The sequence below is a fragment of the Ferruginibacter albus genome, assembly GCF_020042285.1.
Taxonomy (GTDB): Bacteria; Bacteroidota; Bacteroidia; order Chitinophagales; family Chitinophagaceae; genus Ferruginibacter; species Ferruginibacter albus.
In genome coordinates, this window is the sequence record NZ_CP083388.1 from 1581204 (window position 1) to 1604471 (window position 23268).

The 23268-nt window shown below is 35.3% G+C and carries 28 protein-coding genes; 12 read left to right on the forward strand and 16 right to left on the reverse strand.

Annotated elements, in window-relative coordinates; translation table 11 throughout:
- The first annotated feature begins 198 nt into the window (after positions 1-198).
- On the forward strand, positions 199-789 hold the full coding sequence (locus K9M53_RS07050) for a hypothetical protein (RefSeq protein WP_224018924.1): 591 nt from the start codon (positions 199-201) through the stop codon (positions 787-789).
- Here the strand turns inward: K9M53_RS07050 and K9M53_RS07055 are convergent.
- Complete coding sequence (locus tag K9M53_RS07055; RefSeq protein ID WP_224018925.1) at positions 778-1020, reverse strand: hypothetical protein; 243 nt, start codon at positions 1018-1020, stop codon at positions 778-780. The genes K9M53_RS07050 and K9M53_RS07055 overlap by 12 nt on opposite strands.
- 94 nt (positions 1021-1114) lie before the next feature.
- Between K9M53_RS07055 and K9M53_RS07060 the strand changes: the two genes are divergently transcribed.
- Both K9M53_RS07060 and K9M53_RS07065 read left to right on the forward strand, forming a co-directional pair.
- The gene (locus K9M53_RS07060) at positions 1115-2041 is read left to right on the forward strand and encodes an IS1595 family transposase (RefSeq protein WP_224018926.1); all 927 of its coding nucleotides are present in this window, start codon (positions 1115-1117) and stop codon (positions 2039-2041) included.
- A 1-nt stretch (position 2042) separates the two neighbouring features.
- Positions 2043-2219: a hypothetical protein gene (locus tag K9M53_RS07065; protein ID WP_224018927.1), complete on the forward strand. Its 177-nt coding sequence runs from the start codon at positions 2043-2045 to the stop codon at positions 2217-2219.
- Between the two features lie 50 nt (positions 2220-2269).
- On the opposite strand, the gene K9M53_RS07070 is transcribed toward K9M53_RS07065, so the two are convergent.
- From K9M53_RS07070 to K9M53_RS07090, 5 genes are all read right to left on the reverse strand, one after another.
- Entirely contained in the window at positions 2270-2809 is a 540-nt protein-coding gene (locus tag K9M53_RS07070) for a hypothetical protein (protein ID WP_224018928.1), read from the reverse strand.
- A gap of 467 nt (positions 2810-3276) precedes the next feature.
- The gene (locus tag K9M53_RS07075; protein WP_224018929.1) at positions 3277-3993 is read right to left on the reverse strand and encodes a DUF3800 domain-containing protein; all 717 of its coding nucleotides are present in this window, start codon (positions 3991-3993) and stop codon (positions 3277-3279) included.
- Positions 3994-4161: 168 nt separating this feature from the next.
- A complete protein-coding gene (locus K9M53_RS07080) occupies positions 4162-4434 on the reverse strand; it encodes a hypothetical protein (protein WP_224018930.1) in 273 nt (90 codons plus the stop codon).
- Between the two features lie 765 nt (positions 4435-5199).
- Positions 5200-5589 (reverse strand): hypothetical protein, encoded by a 390-nt coding sequence (locus tag K9M53_RS07085; RefSeq protein WP_224018931.1) that lies wholly within the window; start codon positions 5587-5589, stop codon positions 5200-5202.
- A gap of 205 nt (positions 5590-5794) precedes the next feature.
- Positions 5795-6016, reverse strand: a complete 222-nt coding sequence (locus tag K9M53_RS07090) for a hypothetical protein (protein ID WP_224018932.1) — start codon at positions 6014-6016, stop codon at positions 5795-5797.
- A 93-nt stretch (positions 6017-6109) separates the two neighbouring features.
- On the opposite strand from K9M53_RS07090, the gene K9M53_RS07095 reads away from it, so the two are divergent.
- The 4 genes from K9M53_RS07095 to K9M53_RS07110 all read left to right on the forward strand — a co-directional run bounded on the left by K9M53_RS07095 (position 6110) and on the right by K9M53_RS07110 (position 8927).
- The gene (locus K9M53_RS07095; protein ID WP_224018933.1) at positions 6110-6322 is read left to right on the forward strand and encodes a hypothetical protein; all 213 of its coding nucleotides are present in this window, start codon (positions 6110-6112) and stop codon (positions 6320-6322) included.
- Positions 6322-6612, forward strand: a complete 291-nt coding sequence (locus K9M53_RS07100; RefSeq protein WP_224018934.1) for a hypothetical protein — start codon at positions 6322-6324, stop codon at positions 6610-6612. The genes K9M53_RS07095 and K9M53_RS07100 overlap by 1 nt, the downstream gene beginning before the upstream one ends.
- A 575-nt stretch (positions 6613-7187) precedes the next feature.
- Positions 7188-7727 carry a hypothetical protein gene (locus tag K9M53_RS07105; protein ID WP_224018935.1) on the forward strand — a complete coding sequence of 180 codons (540 nt, stop codon included), beginning with the start codon at positions 7188-7190 and terminating at the stop codon, positions 7725-7727.
- A 510-nt stretch (positions 7728-8237) separates the two neighbouring features.
- On the forward strand, positions 8238-8927 hold the full coding sequence (locus K9M53_RS07110; RefSeq protein ID WP_224018936.1) for a Crp/Fnr family transcriptional regulator: 690 nt from the start codon (positions 8238-8240) through the stop codon (positions 8925-8927).
- A 318-nt stretch (positions 8928-9245) separates the two neighbouring features.
- Here K9M53_RS07110 and K9M53_RS07115 read toward each other — a convergent pair whose 3' ends face one another.
- Positions 9246-9818, reverse strand: a complete 573-nt coding sequence (locus K9M53_RS07115; RefSeq protein WP_224018937.1) for a hypothetical protein — start codon at positions 9816-9818, stop codon at positions 9246-9248.
- A gap of 1305 nt (positions 9819-11123) precedes the next feature.
- Between K9M53_RS07115 and K9M53_RS07120 the strand changes: the two genes are divergently transcribed.
- The 4 genes from K9M53_RS07120 (at position 11124) to K9M53_RS07135 (ending at position 14707) form a co-directional block, all read left to right on the forward strand.
- Positions 11124-12407, forward strand: coding sequence for a T9SS type A sorting domain-containing protein (locus K9M53_RS07120; protein ID WP_224018938.1), 1284 nt, complete (start codon positions 11124-11126; stop codon positions 12405-12407).
- 133 nt (positions 12408-12540) lie between these two features.
- Positions 12541-12900 carry a hypothetical protein gene (locus tag K9M53_RS07125; RefSeq protein WP_224018939.1) on the forward strand — a complete coding sequence of 120 codons (360 nt, stop codon included), beginning with the start codon at positions 12541-12543 and terminating at the stop codon, positions 12898-12900.
- 250 nt (positions 12901-13150) lie between these two features.
- A complete protein-coding gene (locus K9M53_RS07130; protein WP_224018940.1) occupies positions 13151-14209 on the forward strand; it encodes an NAD(P)-dependent alcohol dehydrogenase in 1059 nt (352 codons plus the stop codon).
- A gap of 141 nt (positions 14210-14350) precedes the next feature.
- Positions 14351-14707 carry a SnoaL-like domain-containing protein gene (locus tag K9M53_RS07135; RefSeq protein WP_224018941.1) on the forward strand — a complete coding sequence of 119 codons (357 nt, stop codon included), beginning with the start codon at positions 14351-14353 and terminating at the stop codon, positions 14705-14707.
- A gap of 52 nt (positions 14708-14759) precedes the next feature.
- Here K9M53_RS07135 and K9M53_RS07140 read toward each other — a convergent pair whose 3' ends face one another.
- Both K9M53_RS07140 and K9M53_RS07145 read right to left on the reverse strand, forming a co-directional pair.
- Positions 14760-15335: an SHOCT domain-containing protein gene (locus K9M53_RS07140; RefSeq protein ID WP_224018942.1), complete on the reverse strand. Its 576-nt coding sequence runs from the start codon at positions 15333-15335 to the stop codon at positions 14760-14762.
- A gap of 56 nt (positions 15336-15391) precedes the next feature.
- Positions 15392-15901: a YqgE/AlgH family protein gene (locus K9M53_RS07145; RefSeq protein ID WP_224018943.1), complete on the reverse strand. Its 510-nt coding sequence runs from the start codon at positions 15899-15901 to the stop codon at positions 15392-15394.
- A 90-nt stretch (positions 15902-15991) separates the two neighbouring features.
- On the opposite strand from K9M53_RS07145, the gene K9M53_RS07150 reads away from it, so the two are divergent.
- Positions 15992-17188: an MFS transporter gene (locus K9M53_RS07150; RefSeq protein ID WP_224018944.1), complete on the forward strand. Its 1197-nt coding sequence runs from the start codon at positions 15992-15994 to the stop codon at positions 17186-17188.
- Between the two features lie 2 nt (positions 17189-17190).
- Here the strand turns inward: K9M53_RS07150 and K9M53_RS07155 are convergent, their stop codons facing one another.
- From K9M53_RS07155 to leuC, 7 genes are all read right to left on the reverse strand, one after another.
- Positions 17191-17589, reverse strand: a complete 399-nt coding sequence (locus K9M53_RS07155) for a hypothetical protein (protein WP_224018945.1) — start codon at positions 17587-17589, stop codon at positions 17191-17193.
- An 11-nt stretch (positions 17590-17600) separates the two neighbouring features.
- A complete protein-coding gene (locus K9M53_RS07160; RefSeq protein WP_224018946.1) occupies positions 17601-17939 on the reverse strand; it encodes a hypothetical protein in 339 nt (112 codons plus the stop codon).
- Positions 17940-18041: 102 nt separating this feature from the next.
- Complete coding sequence (gene leuB / locus K9M53_RS07165; RefSeq protein ID WP_224018947.1) at positions 18042-19112, reverse strand: 3-isopropylmalate dehydrogenase; 1071 nt, start codon at positions 19110-19112, stop codon at positions 18042-18044.
- Positions 19113-19175: 63 nt separating this feature from the next.
- On the reverse strand, positions 19176-19535 hold the full coding sequence (locus tag K9M53_RS07170) for a four helix bundle protein (RefSeq protein WP_224018948.1): 360 nt from the start codon (positions 19533-19535) through the stop codon (positions 19176-19178).
- A gap of 70 nt (positions 19536-19605) precedes the next feature.
- Complete coding sequence (locus K9M53_RS07175; protein WP_224018949.1) at positions 19606-21099, reverse strand: alpha-isopropylmalate synthase regulatory domain-containing protein; 1494 nt, start codon at positions 21097-21099, stop codon at positions 19606-19608.
- A 53-nt stretch (positions 21100-21152) separates the two neighbouring features.
- Positions 21153-21749: a 3-isopropylmalate dehydratase small subunit gene (gene leuD / locus K9M53_RS07180; RefSeq protein ID WP_224018950.1), complete on the reverse strand. Its 597-nt coding sequence runs from the start codon at positions 21747-21749 to the stop codon at positions 21153-21155.
- Positions 21750-21810: 61 nt separating this feature from the next.
- Entirely contained in the window at positions 21811-23205 is a 1395-nt protein-coding gene (gene leuC, locus K9M53_RS07185; protein WP_224018951.1) for a 3-isopropylmalate dehydratase large subunit, read from the reverse strand.
- Positions 23206-23268 lie beyond the last annotated feature (63 nt).

Here is a 23268-nt window from a genome sequence, read left to right on the forward strand (position 1 = left end):
TAATATCACAACCTTATTTTTGGAGACTGCTGGTATATATATGCCTTTAGTGTGGCATATATACGTTTGTTGACACCTATTCTACTATATTGATTAGCGTTTTATGAAAAAAAATTTCAGAATAATGCTACTTAACATTAAAGGTCAATGGAGTTGTGAAAATTGGTGTTATGACAAAAAGACGTATATTTTGAGATTATGCCTAACATAGAATTTGTAGACGAAAAACAATTAATTGAAGAAGCTAAAGATTTTTTATGGCAGCAAATTACAGATGATAATAAGCGAAAAATTATTAATATATATCAGATGACTGAAAATAAAAAAGGGCTTATTAAGCACTTTAAAATAAAGGATAGTTGTCCCGATATAAATATTTGGGAGTATGCAGTAAATAATAGAGGGACGCTGCCATTGGATAGCATAGATGAAGTTTCAATAGAGTCCCGATTATGTGACAACGAGGGTAAGACTATGAGTTACTTCACCCCTCAGGTATTCCCAACTGTTTTTGAAATTGAAACCTTAGGGGAATGCTTGTGTGGGAAATCGAGGGCAACTTACAATGAAAATGGCACTCAAATAATTAATGTCGAAGCTTTTCGTTGTCCAATACATTCAGACGATAAAGAAAAGGGATTAAATACCGAAATATTGAAAATTGATTTCACGGGGAGTCGTGTATGGGTAAAAATAGACAATATCGGGATTGGGTTTGCTAAAGAAAATTTTATTGAATTAATAAAAGAAAGTGATTCGTATAGGTCAGCGGTAGAATTAGGGGAATAACAGCAGGAGTTGTTGTTCTATCAAACTAGATATATTGGCAGGTACTTCTGGATTGATATTATATATAATGTCTGGTGGCGATGTCTTATATCCAATTGTAATAAATCTTTTTTCGGTATAAATATCTTTTTGAAATTCCTGAGGATATTGGTTAGATAGTTCTTCTAAGAAAGAGTTGAATTTCTCCCATTTATCCGAATCTGTAGTACCAAAACTAAAATTGAATCTCACTTTTTTATACTAATGTACTGTACCCAAACGAAAATAGCAAGCGACACTTCCTTATTGAAAGATTTTACTTAACACCTAAAACTCTTTCTAACTTATGGTTCAGATAAAACTTCTGACGGATTTTGATAACCTATTTGAAATAGCCGAGCATTTTAGAGACGAAGCCACTTGTTTAAAGTATTTGGAGTATTATTATTGGAATAACGGGGTAAGATGCCCTCACTGTAATTGTTCTAAGATATACCGTTGCAAGACGAGATTGAAATGTTCTAAATGTAAAGTATATTTTTCTTTGAAACATGGAACCATGTTTGCCCATAGTGCAATACCTTTAAAGAAGTGGTTCATGGCGATGTACTTGATAGGAGTTAATAACGGTATTTCGTCTGTAAAACTGGGTAAAATGATTAAGATAAGGCAAGCTACTGCTTGGTTTATGTTGCACAGAATAAGAGGGCTGTTGAATCAAAATGACGTTCAGTTAGAGGGCATAGTTTCAAGCGATGAAACGTTCGTTGGCGGCAAAAACAAAAATAGACACGTAGATAAAAAAGTAGACTATTCGGATAGGGTATCAAGAGATTTCCCCGACAAAGTCCCGGTATTGGGTATGATGGAAAAAGGAGGAAACGTTAAGACGGTAGTTATTGAAAATACACTTGGGAGTTCTATATTGCCAATCATTAAAAAAACGATCAAGGAGGGCAGTAGGTGGGTTACAGATAATTATTTTGATGCAAGAAAACTGAATAATAGGTATAAGCGGGAAGTAACAAACCACCATCTTTACCAATATAAAAGCAAGAGAGGTTATTCTACAAATAATATTGAGAACTTTTGGTCGCTCTTAAAAAGGATGATTATTGGGGTTTATCATAACGTAAGTAAGAAGCATTTGCAGCGTTATTGTGACGAACTTGCCTTCCGTTTTAATGCAAGACATTTACACGCAGGAGAGAGGTTAAATTTAATGTTCAGTAAGTTGCATTTAAGATTGAATTATAAACAATTAACTAAATAATATGTCCAAAAAAAAGAAGCCTGAAAATAAGCCTAAAGAAGAGGTGAAGACTACGGGCAAAGTAAATTTAGGGGTTATGTTAGGAACATTGGCACAAAGAGAAAAGGAGAAAAAGCATAAAATAATACCAGGGGACAAACTTGCTTTTTGGTTTTTTATGATATTCTTAAATTGGTAAGAAAAACCTCCCTCTTCATCAGTAAAGAGAGGTAAGAAGAAGTAAGGTATCTAAAAAGGTACGTAAAAGCTACCGTTCGTTATTGTCTTATAATTATTGCTACCGGAAAAAGTAACCACGCCTGAAAATGTACCAGATACTGTTGCATTATCGATATGAGTGATAGTGCAGATAAAAGGTACTAATGTAGAGGCATATTTATTATTGAGCATATTGCCTTCATATATCACTGATATTAATGCGTGATCAGGATTCCAGAAGTTTTTTAGTGCCGGATTTACATTTCCTAAATTAGCGGTATCTGTGAAAATACCTGTATCAATATTCCCCACTGTAGGTAAATTAGGATATCCTGTATGAGATAATTGTAAATCTATCCCATCCGAACTAACAGTAGATTCATTTTCATGACCGTAAATCTGGATTGATTGTGTACTGGAACGAGTTGCTGCCACATAACCATTATAAACCACATTTTTACCATCTATAGTTGCTTTTATATAATAGGGCGATGGCGGATTATCTTTTGTACAGGAAGTAAAACCAATTATCCCAAGTATTCCTAATAGTACCAGTATAGATATTCTCATTGTAAGTAGTTTTTATACCCTTAAAAGAGACAAATTAAAACAAATTTGTTGTCTGGCTAAATAAAGTAATTGTTATAAAAATGATTAAGTAAAACAAGCAAGAAGAAACAAATATTTATTTAATATAATCCTACTTTTATACAAAAAAATCTATCAGAATACTTACTATTACTACTTTAGCTAATTTTATTGGGCTAAGTATATTAGTAATTTTGGAATACGAAAAAAAGTATGAATAAAAAAATTTTTATACTTTATAAAAAGTCATAATTATATTTAATAATCATTAACTTATTTATATAAAATAAAAATATATTTAATTATATTTTAATTTTATTTTAGTTTAACTTGCAATAAATGTTTTACAGTGTATCTTTGCAGTGCTAAAAGGTGTCAATTCCATCATATCTCATCCCATGATGGGTGTTGCCAGTACTGGCACGGGGGATTTGAGATTTTTTAGCTTTTTATATACTACTACCCTTCTTTTTATCTTCGTACAAATCCAGTATAGTTTCGTATTTATTTTCTAAGGCATCAAAATATCTACTTTCGTTCTTTAATAGTTTTCTCTGTACGGCCCACATTAAATAATCAATAATGCTCAATTCAGGCATTTCGGTATTTGGCACTATTTCTAAGTTGCATCTAACTGGTGAGCCAGGGAAATTGGTCTTTTTTAATTTCATGGCTTTTATAACAGCTTCTTGAAATCTTGGCAAAGAACTTTTATCTCTTTGAGATAAATAAAGCTTATAGTGACATTCCTGTGTTTCAAATCGACCATTTAATAAATGATGCAGAACATCAAAATAAAATTCAGTGGGATTGCTATTATGTTTATTCTCAAATATAGATAACTCTTTCTTTGCCACTACTATATGAGCTTTATATCCCTCCAAATTTCGTAATAATTCAAAAAATTTAGCTCTGATTTCTGGGTGATCATTTCGAGCATGAACATACCAATTTTTTTTATTTATTGAAGGAATAGAATTATAAAGCTTATCTGTTTTTATATTATTAATGAACTCTAATACAGTCTTTCTCAATCTACGACGATTATCAGTTTCAATCATCCCTATAAGAAGATACGGTTGAAACCCATCAGTACCAACTAATAGTTTTTTCCTAGTCCCATAAAACTCAGGATCTCCACTTTCATCTATAAATATATACTTCATATATTTTATTGAAAAACAAAACTACACATTACTATTCTATATAATAGCATTTTCAGCATTTGTAAGGGATTTTAAAATATTAACAAGTGTGCAAAATAGATGTTGCTTTTTAGTGAAGTATCACAGAATAGAACTTGCGTTGTTTATTTGAAATTTTATTGTAGATACTCATCTCAAGAATAAGGCGATTATAGCAACAATCAATGAAGCAGTGGCAATAGCTAAGGCTATATAAGATATTCTCGTTGAAGTGTTGGCTTCTTTTTCCAATAAAGAAATAACTCTATCAAAATTTCTATTTTGCGCCTCCAGTGTTTTTTTAAAGTTTTGTTCCTGCTGATGTAGTACTTTATTAAAACTCTTTTCTTGACTTTCAATAAGCATCTCAAAATTTTTTTGTTCTGGACTATAAGAAACGAAACCTAATGATGTGTAACTCATTATTTTTTATATTTAGATGATCCGATAACCACTAAATTAAAAATAACCTTTAATTATTCAAATACTTACTCTTGTAGTCAACAGGGAAGAAGGTCGTAAGATCTTCAACAAATAAAAACAGCATCCCGTTAGGAATGCTGTGGTCTTCGGCTTACGCCCTTAACTGAAGGTATTTGTTCATATCTAAGATAATAACTAAGTTATAAAAATGCAATAGCCCTACGGTAGCTTCATTTTGTTTATGCGGGGAAAATAAAGATTATGCAATCTTTTATAAAAAAATTGAAACATTCTATCAAAACCTCATAGCTGTTTGTGGCGTATATAATCCGTTAGATATTTATTTAAGGGAATAGATATTTTGGCAAAAGCTCGGTGTGTAAGCCGGGCTTTTTTATTATAAATGTCAAAGGGCTTCCTCTTGTTGTCTATTAGCAGTAATAACTATATCTCTGTTGCACCTCGGGGAGGAAAAAAATTAATGATATGTAAAATAAAATAGAACGCATCCAATATCAATACCACAGCACAATAATAGCCCCATTCCTAATTCTTTTGAATTAAGACTAAATATGAACAAGCAAAGACCTATAAGAAGATTTATTGTAAAAGTCCATAAGAGAAAACTAACAACATGAATACTGTGGACTAAAGTTAATAAGTACTGAACTGTAAGTGCAATCGAACAATAAATTAATGGCTTTAATAATTTTCTCACAGAATTATTTCTTTTAAGGTAACTGTATACATGTTAGACATGTGAGTTTATTTTATTGAATCCCTAACGTCTATATAAATAGAAAAAATGAACATACTATCTACTATATTATTTTGTTCATCAACTTGTACTAAATATTTGCCTTTAGAATGAGAATTAGGTTGCACGCTTGTAAACATTAGCCTTCTGCTTTTAATTACTTTATCAAATCCTATTTTATCAAGAGTTATTATTTCACCCTCCCCTGTATATTTCCCTGCGTTCTGAGAAACGCCTAAGCCACTTCCATTTGTAAACTGAAAAGTCCCATCCTTCCTAAATATAAAACTGCTTCTGTCAGCGGTGGCTTGTAGTATACAAGGACTATCATTATCAGGTATAGAATTGCACCCGAATAAAATAAAGCTTAGGGTTATATATCCAAATAATTGTTTCATTACTGCGTTGCTATTTTGAAAACGAAAGTTAATAAAAAAGGCTGCATCTATTCATCAGGATAAAACCCCTACCCAAAAATTATGCAAAAATTGAGTATTGACTTTTTTATTTGAGATTTTTACTTTTGCAGTATCATCTATTATAAGTGCAGTAATCAAAGCAAAAACGGCACTAAAGCCATCTTTTCTTAGGTGGCTTTTTACTTTATAATTCTTTCTTAGTTTTCTTTTCAAATTCTTTTACGGCAGTGCAAAGCTTAGAGAGCATTTGTACTTCTATGTCGATTAAGTCTTGCCGGTAATTGGCATTTGCCTTCTGGTGGGTATCATTGTAGACTGCATTGATATTGTCGCTTCCTATTAGCCTTATTCCTGTATAAGGAGCCTTTCTTCTCTTAGTCCATATGAGTATTCTGTAGTATGGCATAAGCTCAAGTTAACAATTTGTCTAAAACTATGTGGTATGGGAATTGTTATATATATTTGGAATAAGTAAAAAACTATAAAATAAAGGAGTATCATGACAAATTTATCAAAAAGAATGAGTGTTACGGCGGTTGCTAATGACAACGGTGTCATCACTGCTTTCTTTGATGACTTGCCGGGGCTGCTAGTACAAGGTGGAAGTATTGAAGATGTAAGGGACAAACTGAAATCACTGCTTGAATCTTATATTAAAAGATTAGATTCTTGGAAAGATAATATTGAAATTGAAACTCAAAGCCTTGTATAATGACCAGAGGATATTTAATAAATCATCTTATTGAAAGTGATTGTGCCCCTGATGAAGAATGTGATTCACAAACTTCACAATTATGGCACAATAGAATAAATGGGCATGTATGTTACGTGCCTTACGAAGAGGAATTGCAATTAATGACCTTTTCCCATATATTTTTTGAATTAGGGATAGCTCCTCCTGCTGAATATGAGGATGACTATGCTGTGTATTCATCTTTTAGAATAGTCCGAGAAAGGCGACTAAACGAATTGCAAGCGCAAAATAATGATACTGAAGATTAGCCTGAATTTTATTCAGGCTTTTTTATTCCTTCTTATTTAACACGATAACTTCCACGTCTACATCCTTAATAAAGGCACCCTCCGCCACTTATCTAAAAAACAAAGAAGTTCTTAATAGAGGATGTATGTCTATGGCTGAATATCTAAGGATTAAGAAAGGGTATTAACATCATTTTCAAAAATTGTATTATTTTTATCCCGTAAAATTATTAGGCGTTAGCTTAATTCGGTAAGGAGAAACTCGAAAATTCAAATGTAGCCGAAGAATGAAAGCGATACGTCCACTGCACAGCGTGGGCTTATCCGCTATTCTGGTTACAAGGTATTCGAGTACCTTCCTTACGGAGTAGCTACAAAGTTCCACGCTTATTTTCAAACCGCTGTATCAGGAACTTTTACCAGCACAACAATTTCCCTTTTCCCGTTCTTTAAGCTGATTACCCAATGGACTAAAGTAGTCCCAACCCACCCTTATTACCAACCTTAGTAATCCCTGCTTGAATTTTTGTTTGCATATATGCAACCTGTAAACCTATGGGATAGTTTTTATTTTATACACCTTAAACTTGATTACCATGCAAAAGCTACACTCTGTGTATTCTTTCCTATTAGCTATTATTATCCTAATTGTAGGATTTGTATTATTGAAAGTATTTTATAATGTACCGTACGTTCCCATTCTTATTGCATCTGTTTCTCCATTTGTCCTTTTACTTATTATAGAATTGATCAAAAAAGAACCTAAGGAAAATCAGGGGCAACAAGCTAAGCTTGTATATAATATTTCATTGGGAATTGCTGCTTTATGTTTATTCCTTTTTATAGCAGGGCATGATAAATATGATATTTACTTAAACAAAGCAATTATAAAACAGGGGTATGTACGTGAATATGAAATGGAAACAGAAGACAATAACGGCAATGTAGGAAACACTACAGTTCAGCATTTTGTGGTAAAGAACGACAAGGATGAATACAAACACGAATTAATTACCTATTGGATGATACTTTGTTCATGGGTGGTTCCTATTTTTTTAGTTTGGTATTCTTATAGATTTTTAAAGAAAACAGAGGGTACTCCAAAAGGAAATACCCCTTACCCTCAGTATACATAGTTTTTATTCCATCAAAGATAGGGACTAAAATATCCATCAGACTAATGCTAACTGACATTGGGTCAGTTCTTGTATTGTTTTAATTTAACTTACAAAATTCATCTTAATTCTAAGCGCACCCAACCCAAATCCACACATCTATCCGAGTCACAACCCCCTAAATTTAGCCCCCAAAAAAAGATAAAATATAATTCAGTTTTTAACTTTAAAACCAAGCCTGCAAAGGATTCTAACAGGTGTCGCTTAGAGTATAAGTGCCTTTAGTGTTAATATTCCGTTTCATTATCTTTGTTTCGGGATTAATTTTGGTGTTTTAATGATTTCAAAAATGAAAATTACATCTTCAATTTATATAATCAAGCGAAAATATTAAATTGTTTTGTATTTTTATGACATAACGGCTGGTTTAAGCTAATTAGTATAATTACCTTTTGGGTTAAAAAAAAGACCTCATTTTTTATATTAAAAAATAAACATATTGATATAAATCAATATAAAAGTATCCATATAATGCAACCAATTTTCTTGCTAAAAGGACTAAAAGAAAATGCACTTATTGAAACAGGAACTTTTAGAAATGGCGGAACGAAACAACAAATGGATATAAAAAAAGGACATTCTCCGCTGGCTGATTTTGCCAGATCTATATACCCCGAGATCAGCAATGAAACGCTCAGTTATATTAATGAGCATTGTTTCACTTTTAAAGTAAGAAAAGGGGCTTTTCTTTTAAAAGAGGGTGATAAGAATGACTACATTTTTTTAATAGTAAAAGGAGCTTTTAGAAGTTTTTTTAAGGATGGATCAAAACAGATAATTACCTGGATAGCTATTGAAAATAGTATGATCGCCAGTTCTCAAGGGCTATCTAATTATGAAATAGTTTCTGAATATATCCAGGCTATTGAAAACTCTGAATTAGTATGCGCTTCTTATAAGGATCTTAACCTTTTGTACAAATTACAGCCCGAAATGAACATAGTGGGGCGCAAATTATATGAAGAATATTTGCGTTTCAGCGATGTAAGGGCTATAATAACCCGTCTTTCCAATGCCACCAGTAAATACAATTATTTTCAGAAAACACACCCGCACCTTAATAATAGAATTCCCTTAAAATACATTGCTGCCTACCTTGGTATAAGAGTGGAGACCTTAAGCCGGATACGGGGCAGGTTATCTAAAACTAAACGAAAATAAGAATAGAGCTGACAGTTAAGTAAGCGTACCCTTCATACAGGCTTTGGCGTAAAAACCAAGGCCTTTTTTAATTAAAACAGCATCCTGTTAAGGATGCCATTTTAATTTTTCTCTCTCAAACAAAAACAAATGAAAATGAGACCACGAATTAAAGACCAAAAGGGATTACAGGTTTTTCACTATAATATCTTTTCTGTGGCTTCAGAGTTTAGTTATGATGTATTAAAGGTAGTACTGAGAATAAGTGTAAAAAGTAAGACAACCCGATCATATTTTGTAGTAAATATTCTACTTATATATCTTTTGCTTTTTGCTTACCTATTGTTTGGTTCCATCAAAATCTACATGTTCGATCGTTTCAAATGCAATTGTTCCATTTCCACCAATGGTAGAAACGCCAAATAGATAAGGTAAATAGATATCGCAGTCATGACCATAAATAGCGCTATTGGCATCATTTCCCGAAAATGTAAGAGAGCCTGATTCATAATAACCGTCGTTAAAAATTACCCCGGTGCCATAATCATTCACTGTAACACTTGGGTAAGTGATCTGGGAAAATGGACCGCCTGAAAAAACGATTTTAACTGTATTACTTGTCAATTTAGTAATATATACATGTGCTTTTCCTGTCTTTAAATTGTTTCGCCAACTATTATCAGGTAAAAAGCACCCTAAGGATGTACCTACCATTATATGACCGGGTAAAAATGTACCATCTCCATAATAAGTACCGGCAATTTTATCAGCTACTGTGGTACCCGGATCCGTATTGCCGGGGTTTGTACTACCCGGATCAGTACCTGTAGGATCTATAGTAGTTGTTTTTTTGCAAGCTGAAAAACATAGTACAGCAAAGAAACATAGCAAGCCTGATTTGTAATTTTTCATTTTAATTTTTGTTTTAGGGAATATTATAGATGCCGGTTATAACTCATCAATCTTAATTCCATTACTTGTTTTGATGTTTTTAAATTGGAGCGCTACTAAACAAAAGGTCATTACGGTTTAAATGTAAAGTGTGAATCCTTTATCTACAATAGCTCTTTAGAGTTGCTGAAGCCTTTGTACGGTTACTGTTTTGGCAGGTATGATAATAAAGAGAGAGTTGTATATTTTAAATCGGGCATTATTAATATGAGTAGTAGTATTACTACACGAACTATTTGGATCGTATTACTTTATAAAATTCAGTTGAGGTATACTTTTGCTGTACAATAATTGAAACTGAAACCACATTAAGATATTTCACTGAAAACCTATACGTCTTACCTCTGTAATCTCCACAGAAAAAATTAAGCAGCACTCATTACAGGTGCTGCTTTTTTATGGGAAGAACTTTTTGTTACCTGTCTGGCTTATTTTTCTTTTTTGCTAAGTACTGTATGAATTTCAGAAACGTCAATCATTCTATTATCGGTAATACCATTTTCTGTCTTGGTTAACATTACAATAGAATTATCCAGTTTACTAATAATTAGCCATGTAGAATCATTATTACTTGGAAATCTATCGGAGCAAGTTATAGTATCTCCTATATCAACCTGGGTGTTTTTGTATATCATTAATTAAAAAGCAGGCTTATTTAACCACGTGTAAGGTAAGCTTATTAATCGGCAAAAGCGTTTATTTATCTCGATCACGGTGAAATTACTTTTATAGTTGCTGCTTTATTTAGCACGAGCTAACGGTATTGAATAATACTGTTTATAGGTAAGTTTTTTTACATGCGAGCTCTTTTTTGCTGCTATAATTATAGTAAAATAGGAGATTAACTCACTTTCCGATCATCAATGATGCGCATTTTTCTAGTCTTAAAAAGTAGTTTTCCGTAATTATTCAAACCAAAAAGATGGGGGTTTTCCTATTCTCAGCCCTCATTTTAGTCAAAAAACTACCTTTCCATAGTAATTTTACTAAAAAATCTTTTTTAAAAATAATGCCATTTTGTTTAATAATTTCGATTTTAAAAGGCTTTAGTTGATTTAAAAATTTCAATAAAATCAAATTTTACTGAATTTGCATTCATTACGCAGTATTTTTACGGTGAGGTATATTGCAATTTCGGAAAACCCGTATTATGTTTGCATCAGGAATCGGAACAACACTTACCCTTGTCGCTCCGGTCTCGTAAAAAAGAAAAAAGGCGGTAAAATTACTAAGCAGTTTTTCTCGTAACCCGTAAACCTCAAGAAAATGAAAACTAATTCTACATTCGTATCAAAAGCTATTTTAGCTTTCTCCATCTTTACTTTTCTTTTTGTTAATGCTAACGCTCAGTGTTCAGCTCCATCTTTAAAGTTTAAAAACCCTGTTTTAAAAAGTGGTACTGCCGGCAGCGTAAATGCTATTTACAAATTTTCTAATGTAACTACAGGCATCGATGCTTATGTAAAAATTGTTGATATTGTTGGCGGAGCTACCTTATCAAATATTGATAACACCAGCGTAGGTTACGGAGATGCTTGGCAACCTGAAGTAAATGGTCCAAGCACAAACGGTAATACTTCTTATATTAAATGGACTATCAGCTTTATCAAAGCAAACGACTCTTCAGCTTATTCATTTTCTTGCTTCACTTTATCGGCTATCGATATTGATGGTGATGGTAAAAGCATTAAAGAATTTGTGAAAGGATACGGTACTACTAATTACAGTCTTCATATTCCAAGCAATTTAACTGCTACGAACGAAGGTGATGGTGTTAAGGCGTTAGGCTCTGTAGATAACCAGGCAGATATTGATACATCAGCATGGATAACGAATGTAAACTTCAATTATAATAATGTAAATACAGTTACCGTAGCAACAGGTGCAACAGTGGTAGGTAAAAGCCCTTCAACTGACAGATATGCTTGTATCTTCTTCCAAAAAATTGGTAACGACCAAGAAATGACCAACGTGGTGAATGTAGTATTGCCTGTTAATTATGTTTCTTTTACAGGAGTTAAAACAAACAACGGTGTAGTATTAGACTGGAGCACAGATAAAGAGATCAATAACAGTCATTTTGAAGTAGAACAATCTTTAGATAACAACAATTTTAAATCAGTAGGTCTAGTGTTGGATGGTATGAGTGAAAGCAATGGCAGAAAAAGCTATGAGTTTACTGATAACTCAGCGGCAAATGCAGATGTTGTTTACTACAGAATTAAACAAGTAGATGTTGACGGTAAAATAGCTTACAGCAAAGTAATAGCTATCAGATCAAACTCAAGCAGCAATATTGTAATGCAGGTTTCTCCAAATCCTTTTGCAGAACAATTGAAAGTTCAGTTCAGTGCAGAAGAAAAAGGTACTGCAACCATTCGCCTGATCAGCATGTCAGGTTCAACAGTAGCGTTCAAACAATCCATCATAAGTAAGGGCTTCAATAATGTACAGGTATTGAGTCTCGGGGGTTTACCTAAAGGCATTTATGCAGCCCAGTTAATGGTTAACGGTGTGGTAGTAAGCACTCAAAAAGTAGTAAAGAACTAACCATTACCAAGCGGAAGCTGCCGCACACCAAACAAACGGCAGCTTCTTTTTTTCAAAGCAATATCTTCCAAAACCAACTAAGTCCACTATTCATTGCAGACCGTTTCAATTTTAAAACAAAAAATTAAACGCAATGAATACTCTAAAATTAATTTTAATAGGATTATTAATGCTACTCGGCTTTCACGGTAACGCTCAAAACAAAAACAACATGACAAACATTACCAATATTACCGCAGATGCAGTTAACGATAAAGTATACATCAATTGGTCAACAGATGGAGAAATGCCCACCAACTATTTTAAAGTGCAGTGTAGCGATGATGGCGAATATTTTAAAACAGTGGCTTTTGTTTTGGGGCACAATGCAAGACCGGCAGGAGATAATTATAAATATGAAATAAAAAGCGGCAGCATTAACACACTTTATTACCGAATAAAATATGTAGCAGCCGATGGTAATGAAGAAGTAAGCAAAATTATACAGCTGTAAATAAAATATTAAAGCACAATTTACGTTTAAGGATTAGCCCTCAATAACTTAAACTCTTGTGCTTGGATAATCAAGATGTTTTCTTTGGGGGTTACAGAACCAATTGGTTCGTAAACAAGGTCCCGGTTTCTACCGGGACCTTCGGTTTTTTATACCTCACACTGTAATAATATAATCTTAATAATTATAGCGAACCTATTTTAAACAGAACTGTTTGTGAACCTATCATCTAAAAAAAAATAAAAAATAAATGAGCACATTTTCAGTAAAAGCCTTTGGAGCAGAAAGTAAAACAGCTGATCTAAAACAAATGAATATCGAACGTCGGGAAACAACTGCCAAAGATGTTGAAATTGAAATTCTGTATTGCGGTGTTTGTCACTCCGATTTGCATACAGCAAGAAATGACTGGGGTGGAAGTATTTATCCTGCAGTGCCGGGACATGAAATTGTTGGCCGTGTAACCAAAGTGGGAAGCGAAGTAACTAAGTTTAAAGCCGGCGATCTTGCAGCAGTAGGTTGTCTGGTAGATAGCTGTCGCACCTGTAACAGCTGTAAGCAAGACCTTGAACAATATTGTCTGAACGGATTTACCGGAACCTATAATGGTAAAGACAAACATTCAGGTGGTCACACATTTGGTGGTTATTCTGAAAAAGTAGTGGTAGATGAACATTTTGTTTTAAAAGTTCCCGCAAATTTAAACCTGGCTGCAGTTGCCCCTTTATTATGTGCAGGTATTACTACCTGGTCGCCTTTAAAACATTGGAATGTAGGACCTAATTCTAAAGTAGCCGTAGTTGGCTTGGGTGGTTTAGGGCATATGGCTATTAAATTGGCAAAAGGATTGGGAGCAGAAGTTACTTTGTTTTCCAGAACACCGGGTAAAACAGATGATGCTAAAGGATTGGGTGCAGATGCGGTTGTTATCTCTACCGATGATGCGCAAATGAAATCAGTAAAAGGAAAGTTTGATGTGATCATTGATACGGTTCCTTATGTGCATGATGTAAATCCTTATGTTACTACATTAAATATCAGCGGTACTTTGGTATTGGTAGGGTATTTAGGCGGTTTGGAACCTATCTTAAATACTGTACCGATGATCATGGGTAGAAAATCAGTAGCAGGATCTGTAATTGGTGGTATTGCCGAAACACAAGAGCTATTGGATTTCTGTGGTGAGAAAGGTATTGTTTCTGAAATTGAAATGATCAAAATGCAGGACATTAACCAGGCGTATGAACGCATGCTGAAAAGCGATGTGCGTTATCGTTTTGTAATTGATATGGCAAGCTTAAAGAATTAACTTATAGAAGTGCAGCAATAAAAGGCTCGTAACTACGAGCCTTTTATGTTATTATGATGAAAAGATAATAATAGAGGATTGTCTTCATAACAATAACGGCTTAATTTTAATACATCAATTCATCAATTTAAATCTAAAAAAATGTCAACACAAGAAGTAGCCAATCGTTTATACGAGTTGTGCCAGCAAGGTCAGTTTAAAGAAGCGCAACAGGAATTATATGCTCCTGAAATTACCAGTACGGAAAGTACACCAACAGGAGAGAGGATAACTGTAAAAGGAATGGAAGGGCTTGCGGCAAAAGCCAAACAGTTTAATGAGATGGTAGAAGCTATGCATGGCGGTTATACCAAAGAGCCAACAGTATTTGGCAAATACATTTTTATGGAAATGGGTATGGACGTAACAATGAAAGGAATGGGCAGAATGAATATGGTAGAGCTGGCACGTTATGAAGTGAACAATGGAAAGATAGTAGCAGAAGAATTTTATTATTAATAGTAAGCTATTGAAAAAGCGCAGGACATATCCTGCGCTTTTGTTTTTATAATTAGATTCCTAACAACATTTTCTTCTTCGTATCAAATTCATCCTGTGTAAGAATTCCTTTTTGCAAAAGACTATATAGCTTTTCTATTTCTACTGTCACGTCCGATTGCTTTTCAGCAGTATCTTCTGTTGGTTTTTCCAATACAGGCTTTTGGGTTTGTTTGGAAACCATTGTTTTAAATTCTGTATAGATAGTTGGAATGTCTTTGCTCGGTTCAATCAGCACTTCACATTCCTGCCCATTATAATTAACCACAAGATGAAGATGATTTTCTTTTCTACGCTTGCCGCCTAAGGCTGCACCCGCAAGCAAGCCTATACCGCCTGTAAGGATACCACCTACAATGGCACCTGCAGCAGCTTTACCGGCAGAGCGATACGTTTCCTGGTCTAATCCAACTTCTACTATATCATCTGGATTTAATAAGATCGTTTTTCTCGAAAAGCCTACCATGATCTTAAGTTCTGCCTGGTCGTTCTTAAATTGAATAGAACCCGGCGCTGGCTTAAAACCCGGTAAACCGCCTTCATACTTTAATGTATAAACAGGAAACTTCATTGCATCAAAAAATCCCATAGTGTAGTTTTTAAAAATTATTAATTAATTGCAAGTCTTCAAATATATAAGAATATCTATAATTTATTTTTTATATCGTGGTGTATTTCTTCCCAAAGCATTTCAACATTTGTCTTAAAAACAATTTGTGGATCGATATTGCATAATTGCCAGCTGCCTTCCTCTATTTCTTGTTCCAGTTCATTTTGATCCCAACCGCAATAGCCAATGAATAGTTTGCTATCGTTTGTTCTAAAAACATCGTTATTAATATTTGTGATCGCTTGTTTAAAATCGCCACCCCAAAAGATGGTGTCTATCACGGCAACTCCATTGCTTATCAGATCTGCACGCTGATGAATAAAAAAAAGCTTATCGTTTTCAACCGGTCCTCCTTCGTATAATGGCAATGCTTTGCTTTGTTTAAATTCTGTCAGTTCATTCAATTTTCTGGGAAACGGTTTGTTTATAACAAATCCCAATGCACCTTTTTCATTGTATTCCACTATAAATACAATGGATCTTTCAAAAAACGTATTATTTAAAGAAATGGTGCTGATCAATATTGTACCGTTGCTGAGATGCATCTAAAAATATATTAAAGCAGATAATGTATGGAAGATAAAATAATTTTACTTTACAATCGTCTTTAAAAGGAACGCCCCATAAACAAACAAATGAATTCGCAACACAAGAAAAGAAATCTCTGGATCATTATAGGAATTACCGTACTCAACGCCATCGGAATGACGATCGTCTTTCCACTCTTTCCATTCCTGTTAGAAAAATATGTTCCTGCAACCCAAGTTGCAGTAGTGATGAGCGCATTGGTTTCGGTGTTTGCCGTTTGCACGTTTTTTGCGGCACCCATCTTTGGGGCGTTGAGCGATCGCTATGGACGCAAGCCGGTTTTATTAATTAGTCTTTTTGGTTCTGTTATAGGGTATGTATTGTTGGGGGTAGGAGGAGCGCTGTGGGTACTTTTCCTTGGAAGAATAATTGATGGATTGACCGCAGGAAATCAAAGTGCGCTTTTTGCCTATATTACCGATAGTACTGAACCGGATGAAAGAGGCAAATGGTTTGGATATATCGGCGGTGCCATTGGGCTTGGGTTTATGATCGGTCCGGCAATAGGAGGTTTGTTTGGTTCTGCTTCTATTACTTTACCATTCTTTATCACAGCGGGAATTACCTTGTTCTCCATGCTTTGTTTTTGGTTGCTTTTACCCGAATCGCTGCCGGCTGAAAAACGTACCACACATCTTACGTTGCAAAGCTTTAATACCTTTTCTCATTTTAAAGAAGTGTTTTCATTAAAAGATGCCAGGAGCTTACTAATCATGGGCGCTTTCTTTTACGTAGGACTTAATATATGGCAATTCAATGCTACTATTTTTTTGAAAGATGTATTTAACTGGGGACCAAAATTCATAGGCGGTATGTTTGTACTGGTTGGTATTTGCGATATTCTTTCCCGTGTAATTCTGTTACCTCAGATGCTGAAGAGATGGAGTGATAGAACAGTTGGTATTATTGGTTTATGCGGATTGGTTGCGGGATTGGCACTTATATTTATCAGCGCTTATATACCATCGATGGTTTTTATTATTGCTGCAGTTGCTTGTATTGTATTGGGCGAGGGCTTGTTTGACCCTTCTTATAACGCAAGATTGTCTTTATCTGTAGATGAAAGTAAGCAGGGTTTGTTGCAGGGAGCTAATCAAAGCTTGCAGGCTTTGTATCATGTAATTGTTCCGCTGGGTGCGGCTGCTATTTACACGTATAGTCACAGTGCTGTTTTTGCTATTGCTGCATTGCTGATGGTTGGCGGGTTGGTTTTGTTTGTAAGATTGAAGACGAAGAAAGCCTGACTTTACTGCACAACATTAAACTCTATACCGGATAATAAATAAGCATATTGCCCGGTAGCAGATGATGTAGGTGAGTAAGTGCCAAAATAAATAGAATAAGTACCTGATGGCAGCCAAATTGGAAAACTGTTGGTAAGTCCACTTGTTGTTTTAGCGAAAGGAGTATTATCCAGGAATAAAGTATAATAATTGCCGGGAATAAAGTTGATGCTTTCAATTTTAAGCACTTTGCCTTGCGACACTGTAAATGTTCTTAGTAAAATTGTATCAGGGCAGCCGTTAGAACAATTGGATATAGAATCTGCCTTTACTATTACCACACGGTTAAATTGTAAGTTGTTTTGGGCCTTTGTAATGTAGCAGGCAGCCAGTAGTAAGCAGGTGGAAAATATTCTTTTCATGATGTTTTATTTTAGAAACCTTTTGTAGTGTAGATAAGTGTATTCTGTTTGTCTGTGTTTACGGCAGAAGTAATTAATAGGAACCAGCCTGTTCCATTGTAATAATAAAAACCGGTGTCGCCATCAGTTTGGTAAACCAATAATCCTGTTGCAGGATTAACAATGGCTGTTTTTTGTTGTGCCATCATTCGAGGAATAAGTAATCCTTTTTTAGTACTGCTAACGTCAAGCATAGCAGTGCTGTCTGCCGCAACTCCATTAGTATTAATGCTTACTGATTGTGAAAAAGCTTTTACATTAAAAAGCGAAGCAATTAATATAGCCGCAACCTTTACATATTTTTTTTGCATAAAAATTTAAAGGTGGCAATATACTTTTTAGGACATAGAAAACTATGCAATAAAAAAAGCGTAACAATTAATTGTTACGCTTTGTATGATTTGTATTTTTTCTTATAAGCGACTCAACACTTCTTCTCCCATAGCAGTAGTACCTAAGATCTTATCAGCAGGAGTAGTTGCATCTGCAATATCTCTTGTTCTGAAACCAGCTTTCAATACTGCATCAACAGCATTGATAACCGCATTGGATTCTTCTTTCAATCCAAAAGAAATATCTAATAACAAAGCAGCAGAAAGAATAGAAGCCAACGGATTGGCAACACCTTTACCGGTAATATCATGTGCTGAACCATGGATAGGCTCGTAAACACCCGTACCATCACCAATAGAAGCAGAAGCCAACATGCCCATTGAACCTGCGATCTGCGAAGCTTCATCGGTTAATATGTCACCAAATAAATTACCTGTAACCACTACATCAAAACGTTTCGGATCTTTAATTAAGATCATAGCAGCAGCATCCACAAACTGGTGCTCTAATTCTACTTCAGGATAATCCTTGGCAACTTCCAAAATAGTTTCTCTCCACAAACGGCTGCTTTCTAAAACATTCGCTTTATCAACGCTCATTAATTTTTTACCTCTTGTCATCGCTGCATCAAAAGCCCTGCGTGCGATACGTTCTACTTCAAATTTGCTGTAGATCATAGTGTCGTAAGCAGTGTTGCCACCGTCAATTCTTTCTCTCTTACCAAAATAAACATCACCTGTCAGCTCACGAAAGAATAAAATGTCAGCGCCTTTTAATATCTCCGGTTTAATGCTGGAAGCGCTTAATAATTCATCGAATAATTTTATAGGACGAAGGTTGGCATACAAGCCCAACTCTTTACGCATTTTTAATAAGCCTTGTTCAGGACGCACTTTAGCAGATGGATCGTTATCATATTTCGGATGTCCAACAGCGCCAAACAATACTGCATCCGATTTTTTCATTTTCTCTAACGATTCATCGGGTAGGGGATTGCCCGTTGCTTCAATAGCAACATGCCCGATCAATGCTTCATCATAATTAAATTGATGATTAAATTTAGCAGCAATTTTGTCTAATACTTTTTTCCCTACTGCTGTTACTTCCTGACCTATGCCATCTCCAGGAACGATGAGTATATTTTTTTTCATTTCTTTTAGTAAAGGCAAGGCATTGAGACACTAAGGCAACAAGGCTTAGCCTATGTTTAATGGTTATTTTATTTTTCTTATTAGCGATAATAACATTAGTTCTAATTCATTGGCTTTTGCAAGCAGTTGTTTAAAGAGGGTTTCGGTAGTATATTTCAGGTTGTACGCAATTTCTATTTGTGTTTGCAATTCAAATAACGAACCAACTGCAATTTGTAAAAACCGTTTATAATCTCCTGTTGAATTTCTTCCATATCCTTCTGCAATATTGCTTGGGATTGAAACAGAGCAGCGACGCAATTGGCTTGTTAAACTATAAACTTCAGTGGCAGGAAAACCATTGGTAGTTGTATAAATTTCTGTAACCAATACCATCGATTTTTGCCAAACTAATAAATCTCGATAACTGTTAATTGTACTCATAAGTTTAATTTTCTAAAAAGACTTATAAGCTCAATCGCTGGTTGCCTCAATGCCTTTTTGCCTCGTTGCCTTATATCAAATTCAACATTTTTTGTGTGGCTTTAATAGCTGATACTGTTTGATCGCTGTCCAACCCACGAGTTTTAAATTCTTTATTATTGTAAGACCATGTGATGATCGTTTCGCACAATGCATCTGACTTACCACCGGGAGGAATACGTACAGCATAATCCGTTAGTACAGGTAATACTAGTTTCTTTTGTTTGTAAATATTCTTCAATGCATTCATGAATGCATCGTATTGTCCATCGCCTTGTGCATGTTCTTCAAATACTTCACCATCGATATTGATGTGCAAGGTTACTGATGGCTTTAAGTTCTTGGCATGTGTCAACACATAATTTACCACCTGTACTTTTTCTTCAATCGTATTACTATCTAATACATCGGAAAGAATATAAGGTAGATCAGATTGTGTAACCGTTTCTTTCTTATCGCCTAATTCAATAATGCGTTGCGTTACTTTCTTCAGATCAGCATCCGATAACTGAATGCCGAGTTGCTGTAAGTTATTTTCGATGTTTGCCTTGCCGCTTGTTTTGCCCAATGCATATTTACGTTGACGACCAAAACGTTCGGGCATCAGATCGTTATAATAAAGATTATTCTTTTTATCGCCGTCGGCGTGAATGCCTGCTGTCTGAGTAAATACGTTTTCGCCAACAATCGGTTTGTTTGCCGGTATACGAAAACCTGAAAAGTTTTCTACCAGTTTACTTACGGTATATAAAGATTTCTCTACCACATTGGTCTTAACCTCTTTTACATAATCATTCAATACCGCTACGGCACTTGCTAGTGGTGCATTTCCTGCACGCTCGCCCATGCCGTTAATGGTAAGATGTAAGCCCTTTGCACCGGCTTTAATGGCTTCCATTACGTTGGCAATGCTAAGATCATAATCATTATGCCCGTGAAAATCGAAGTGCGTATTGGGATAACGCTTTACTATTTCAGCAATATACTCGTATGTTTCTGATGGAATTAAAACACCTAATGTATCGGGTAATAAAACTCTTTTGATTGGTTGAGTTACGATAAAATCCAGGTATTGGAAAACATATTCTTTTGAATGACGCATTCCATTGCTCCAGTCTTCGAGATATACATTTACATCGATGCCGTTTTTTTGCGCTAATGCAATTACATCGGCTATCTCTTTAAAATGTTGTTCCGGTGTTTTTTTAAGCTGATGAGTGAGATGATTTAATGAACCTTTCGTAAGCAGATTCATTACTTTGGCTCCGGCTTCTAACATCCAGTTTACGGATGTTTCGCCATCCACAAACGTTAATACTTCAATCTTATCTATAAAGTTATTGGCAGATGCCCACTCAGTAATTTTCTTTACCGCCTGGAATTCACCTTCAGAAACACGGGCGGAGGCAATTTCAATTCTATCAACCTTTACTTCGGTTAACAGCAATTGTGCAATGGTTAGTTTTTCAGATGCAGAAAAAGAAACACCGCTGGTTTGTTCGCCATCACGCAGAGTGGTGTCCATTATTTCTATATGACGAAGAGAGTTAGTCAACAGTAGTATTAGTTGGGAGTTAATTAAAACTCACGTTGAAGCGCAAATGTTTTTATTTCGTCCTTCATTGCCTGTAAGTAATCAATATCATCAAAGCCATTTGTAAGGTTATGTTTTTTATAACCGTTGATGGTAAATGATTCTTGTTCACCGCTGCCAACAATAGTAACGGTTTGTTCCGGAAGATTTACTTCCAGTTCAGCTTTAGGATCAGCTTCTATTGCTTTAAATATTTTGTCTAAAAACTCAGGACTAACGGTTACGGGTAAGATGCCTATGTTTAAAGAATTGTTTTTGAAGATGTCTGCAAAAAAGCTTGACACTACACAACGGAATCCATAATCATAAATAGCCCATGCTGCGTGCTCACGACTGCTACCGCTGCCAAAGTTTTTACCGCCTACTAAAATTTTACCCGAGTAAATAGGATTGTTCAGAACGAAATCTTTTTTAGGAGTATCGTCGCCGTTGTAACGCCAGTCGCGGAAAAGATTATCACCAAAACCTTTACGTTCAGTAGCTTTTAAAAAACGTGCAGGGATGATCTGGTCAGTATCCACATTCTCGATTGGTAAAGGAACTGCGGTGCTTTTTAAAACGGTAAATTTATCGTAAGCCATTTTTGTAATTAATAATTTATAATTAGCAATTAATAATTTCTTCTGTTGAATGTTGCTTTTCTTACAACAATTCTCTTGGATCTGTAACCACGCCTGTAACAGCAGCCGCAGCAGCCACAAAAGGGCTAGCTAATAAGGTACGACTGTTAGGTCCCTGGCGACCTTCAAAGTTTCTGTTGCTGGTGCTTACTGCATATTTACCTGCAGGAACTTTATCATCGTTCATTGCCAAACAAGCAGAGCAACCGGGCTGGCGTAATTCAAAACCGGCTTGATTTAATATATCTAAAATACCTTCTTCTTTAATTTGGGATTCTACGATATGAGAGCCAGGAACCAACCATGCAGTGATGTTGTCGGCTTTATGTCTTCCTTTTACAATAGAAGCAAACGCTCGGAAATCTTCAATGCGACCATTGGTACAGCTTCCTAAGAAAACATAATCCACTTTTTTACCAATGATGGGCTCATTCTCATGAAAGCCCATGTACTCCAACGATTTTTTATAAGAAGCGGCACCATCTTTTACATCTGTTGCTGCAGGAATGTTGTGTGTAATACCAGTTCCTAAACCGGGGTTAGTTCCGTAAGTGATTTGTGGTTCAATATCGGCAGCGTTGTAGCTTAATTCTAAATCGAATTTCGCGTCAGCATCTGTTTTTAATGTTTTCCAGTAAGAAATGGCTTTCTCCCATGCTTCACCTTTAGGGGCTTTTTCTCTTCCTTTTAAGTAAGCAAAAGTTGTTTCATCAGGAGCGATCATACCACCACGGGCACCCATTTCAATGGAAAGATTACATACTGTCATTCTACCTTCCATGGTCATGCTCTCGAAAACTTCTCCTGCAAATTCTATAAAGTAACCAGTTGCACCACTTGCACTGATCTGTGATAATATATATAAAGGAACATCTTTTGGTAAAACACCTTTGCCCAATTTACCATTGATAGTGATGCGTAATCTTTTAGGCTTTGGCTGCATGATACATTGTGAAGAAAGTACCATTTCCACTTCCGAAGTTCCGATACCGAAGGCGATAGCCCCAAAAGCACCGTGGGTAGAAGTGTGAGAATCTCCACAAACAATGGTCATGCCGGGTAAAGTGATACCATTTTCAGGCCCAACTACGTGTACAATTCCATTCTTTGGATTACCTAAACCCCAATGTGAGATACCATATTTAGCGGCATTGGTTTCCAATGCTTTCAACTGGTTGGCAGAAAGCGGATCGGCTACCGGTAAATGCTGGTTAATAGTAGGGGTGTTATGATCGGCGGTAGCGAATGTTTTTTCTGGAAACATTACACCAATACCTCTTGTTTGTAAGCCTAAGAAAGCAACCGGGCTGGTTACTTCGTGGATAAAATGTCTGTCAATAAATAATACATCGGGACCATCTTCAATTTTTCTAACTACGTGTGAGTCCCAAACTTTGTCGAATAATGTTGTTGGCATGCGCTCTTATATTTAACGGACTGCAAAATTCGCTAAATATTAGCGAAAAACAAGCCGTTTTAG

Excerpts from the sequence above, each read along its gene's own strand:
- K9M53_RS07170 (WP_224018948.1), bottom strand. The coding sequence starts at position 19,535 with ATGAGTACAATTAACAGTTATCGAGATTTATTAGTTTGGCAAAAATCG.
- leuD (WP_224018950.1), bottom strand. The coding sequence starts at position 21,749 with ATGGCTTACGATAAATTTACCGTTTTAAAAAGCACCGCAGTTCCTTTA.
- K9M53_RS07080 (WP_224018930.1), bottom strand. The coding sequence starts at position 4,434 with ATGAGTTACACATCATTAGGTTTCGTTTCTTATAGTCCAGAACAAAAA.
- K9M53_RS07085 (WP_224018931.1), bottom strand. The coding sequence starts at position 5,589 with ATGAAACAATTATTTGGATATATAACCCTAAGCTTTATTTTATTCGGG.
- K9M53_RS07175 (WP_224018949.1), bottom strand. The coding sequence starts at position 21,099 with ATGGACACCACTCTGCGTGATGGCGAACAAACCAGCGGTGTTTCTTTT.
- K9M53_RS07145 (WP_224018943.1), bottom strand. The coding sequence starts at position 15,901 with ATGCATCTCAGCAACGGTACAATATTGATCAGCACCATTTCTTTAAAT.
- K9M53_RS07160 (WP_224018946.1), bottom strand. The coding sequence starts at position 17,939 with ATGCAAAAAAAATATGTAAAGGTTGCGGCTATATTAATTGCTTCGCTT.
- K9M53_RS07155 (WP_224018945.1), bottom strand. The coding sequence starts at position 17,589 with ATGAAAAGAATATTTTCCACCTGCTTACTACTGGCTGCCTGCTACATT.
- K9M53_RS07110 (WP_224018936.1), top strand. The coding sequence starts at position 8,238 with ATGCAACCAATTTTCTTGCTAAAAGGACTAAAAGAAAATGCACTTATT.
- K9M53_RS07150 (WP_224018944.1), top strand. The coding sequence starts at position 15,992 with ATGAATTCGCAACACAAGAAAAGAAATCTCTGGATCATTATAGGAATT.
- K9M53_RS07075 (WP_224018929.1), bottom strand. The coding sequence starts at position 3,993 with ATGAAGTATATATTTATAGATGAAAGTGGAGATCCTGAGTTTTATGGG.
- leuC (WP_224018951.1), bottom strand. The coding sequence starts at position 23,205 with ATGCCAACAACATTATTCGACAAAGTTTGGGACTCACACGTAGTTAGA.
- K9M53_RS07135 (WP_224018941.1), top strand. The coding sequence starts at position 14,351 with ATGTCAACACAAGAAGTAGCCAATCGTTTATACGAGTTGTGCCAGCAA.
- K9M53_RS07115 (WP_224018937.1), bottom strand. The coding sequence starts at position 9,818 with ATGAAAAATTACAAATCAGGCTTGCTATGTTTCTTTGCTGTACTATGT.
- K9M53_RS07120 (WP_224018938.1), top strand. The coding sequence starts at position 11,124 with ATGAAAACTAATTCTACATTCGTATCAAAAGCTATTTTAGCTTTCTCC.
- K9M53_RS07060 (WP_224018926.1), top strand. The coding sequence starts at position 1,115 with ATGGTTCAGATAAAACTTCTGACGGATTTTGATAACCTATTTGAAATA.
- K9M53_RS07140 (WP_224018942.1), bottom strand. The coding sequence starts at position 15,335 with ATGGGATTTTTTGATGCAATGAAGTTTCCTGTTTATACATTAAAGTAT.
- K9M53_RS07065 (WP_224018927.1), top strand. The coding sequence starts at position 2,043 with ATGTCCAAAAAAAAGAAGCCTGAAAATAAGCCTAAAGAAGAGGTGAAG.
- K9M53_RS07090 (WP_224018932.1), bottom strand. The coding sequence starts at position 6,016 with ATGCCATACTACAGAATACTCATATGGACTAAGAGAAGAAAGGCTCCT.
- K9M53_RS07130 (WP_224018940.1), top strand. The coding sequence starts at position 13,151 with ATGAGCACATTTTCAGTAAAAGCCTTTGGAGCAGAAAGTAAAACAGCT.
- K9M53_RS07050 (WP_224018924.1), top strand. The coding sequence starts at position 199 with ATGCCTAACATAGAATTTGTAGACGAAAAACAATTAATTGAAGAAGCT.
- K9M53_RS07125 (WP_224018939.1), top strand. The coding sequence starts at position 12,541 with ATGAATACTCTAAAATTAATTTTAATAGGATTATTAATGCTACTCGGC.
- leuB (WP_224018947.1), bottom strand. The coding sequence starts at position 19,112 with ATGAAAAAAAATATACTCATCGTTCCTGGAGATGGCATAGGTCAGGAA.
- K9M53_RS07100 (WP_224018934.1), top strand. The coding sequence starts at position 6,322 with ATGACCAGAGGATATTTAATAAATCATCTTATTGAAAGTGATTGTGCC.
- K9M53_RS07070 (WP_224018928.1), bottom strand. The coding sequence starts at position 2,809 with ATGAGAATATCTATACTGGTACTATTAGGAATACTTGGGATAATTGGT.
- K9M53_RS07095 (WP_224018933.1), top strand. The coding sequence starts at position 6,110 with ATGACAAATTTATCAAAAAGAATGAGTGTTACGGCGGTTGCTAATGAC.
- K9M53_RS07105 (WP_224018935.1), top strand. The coding sequence starts at position 7,188 with ATGCAAAAGCTACACTCTGTGTATTCTTTCCTATTAGCTATTATTATC.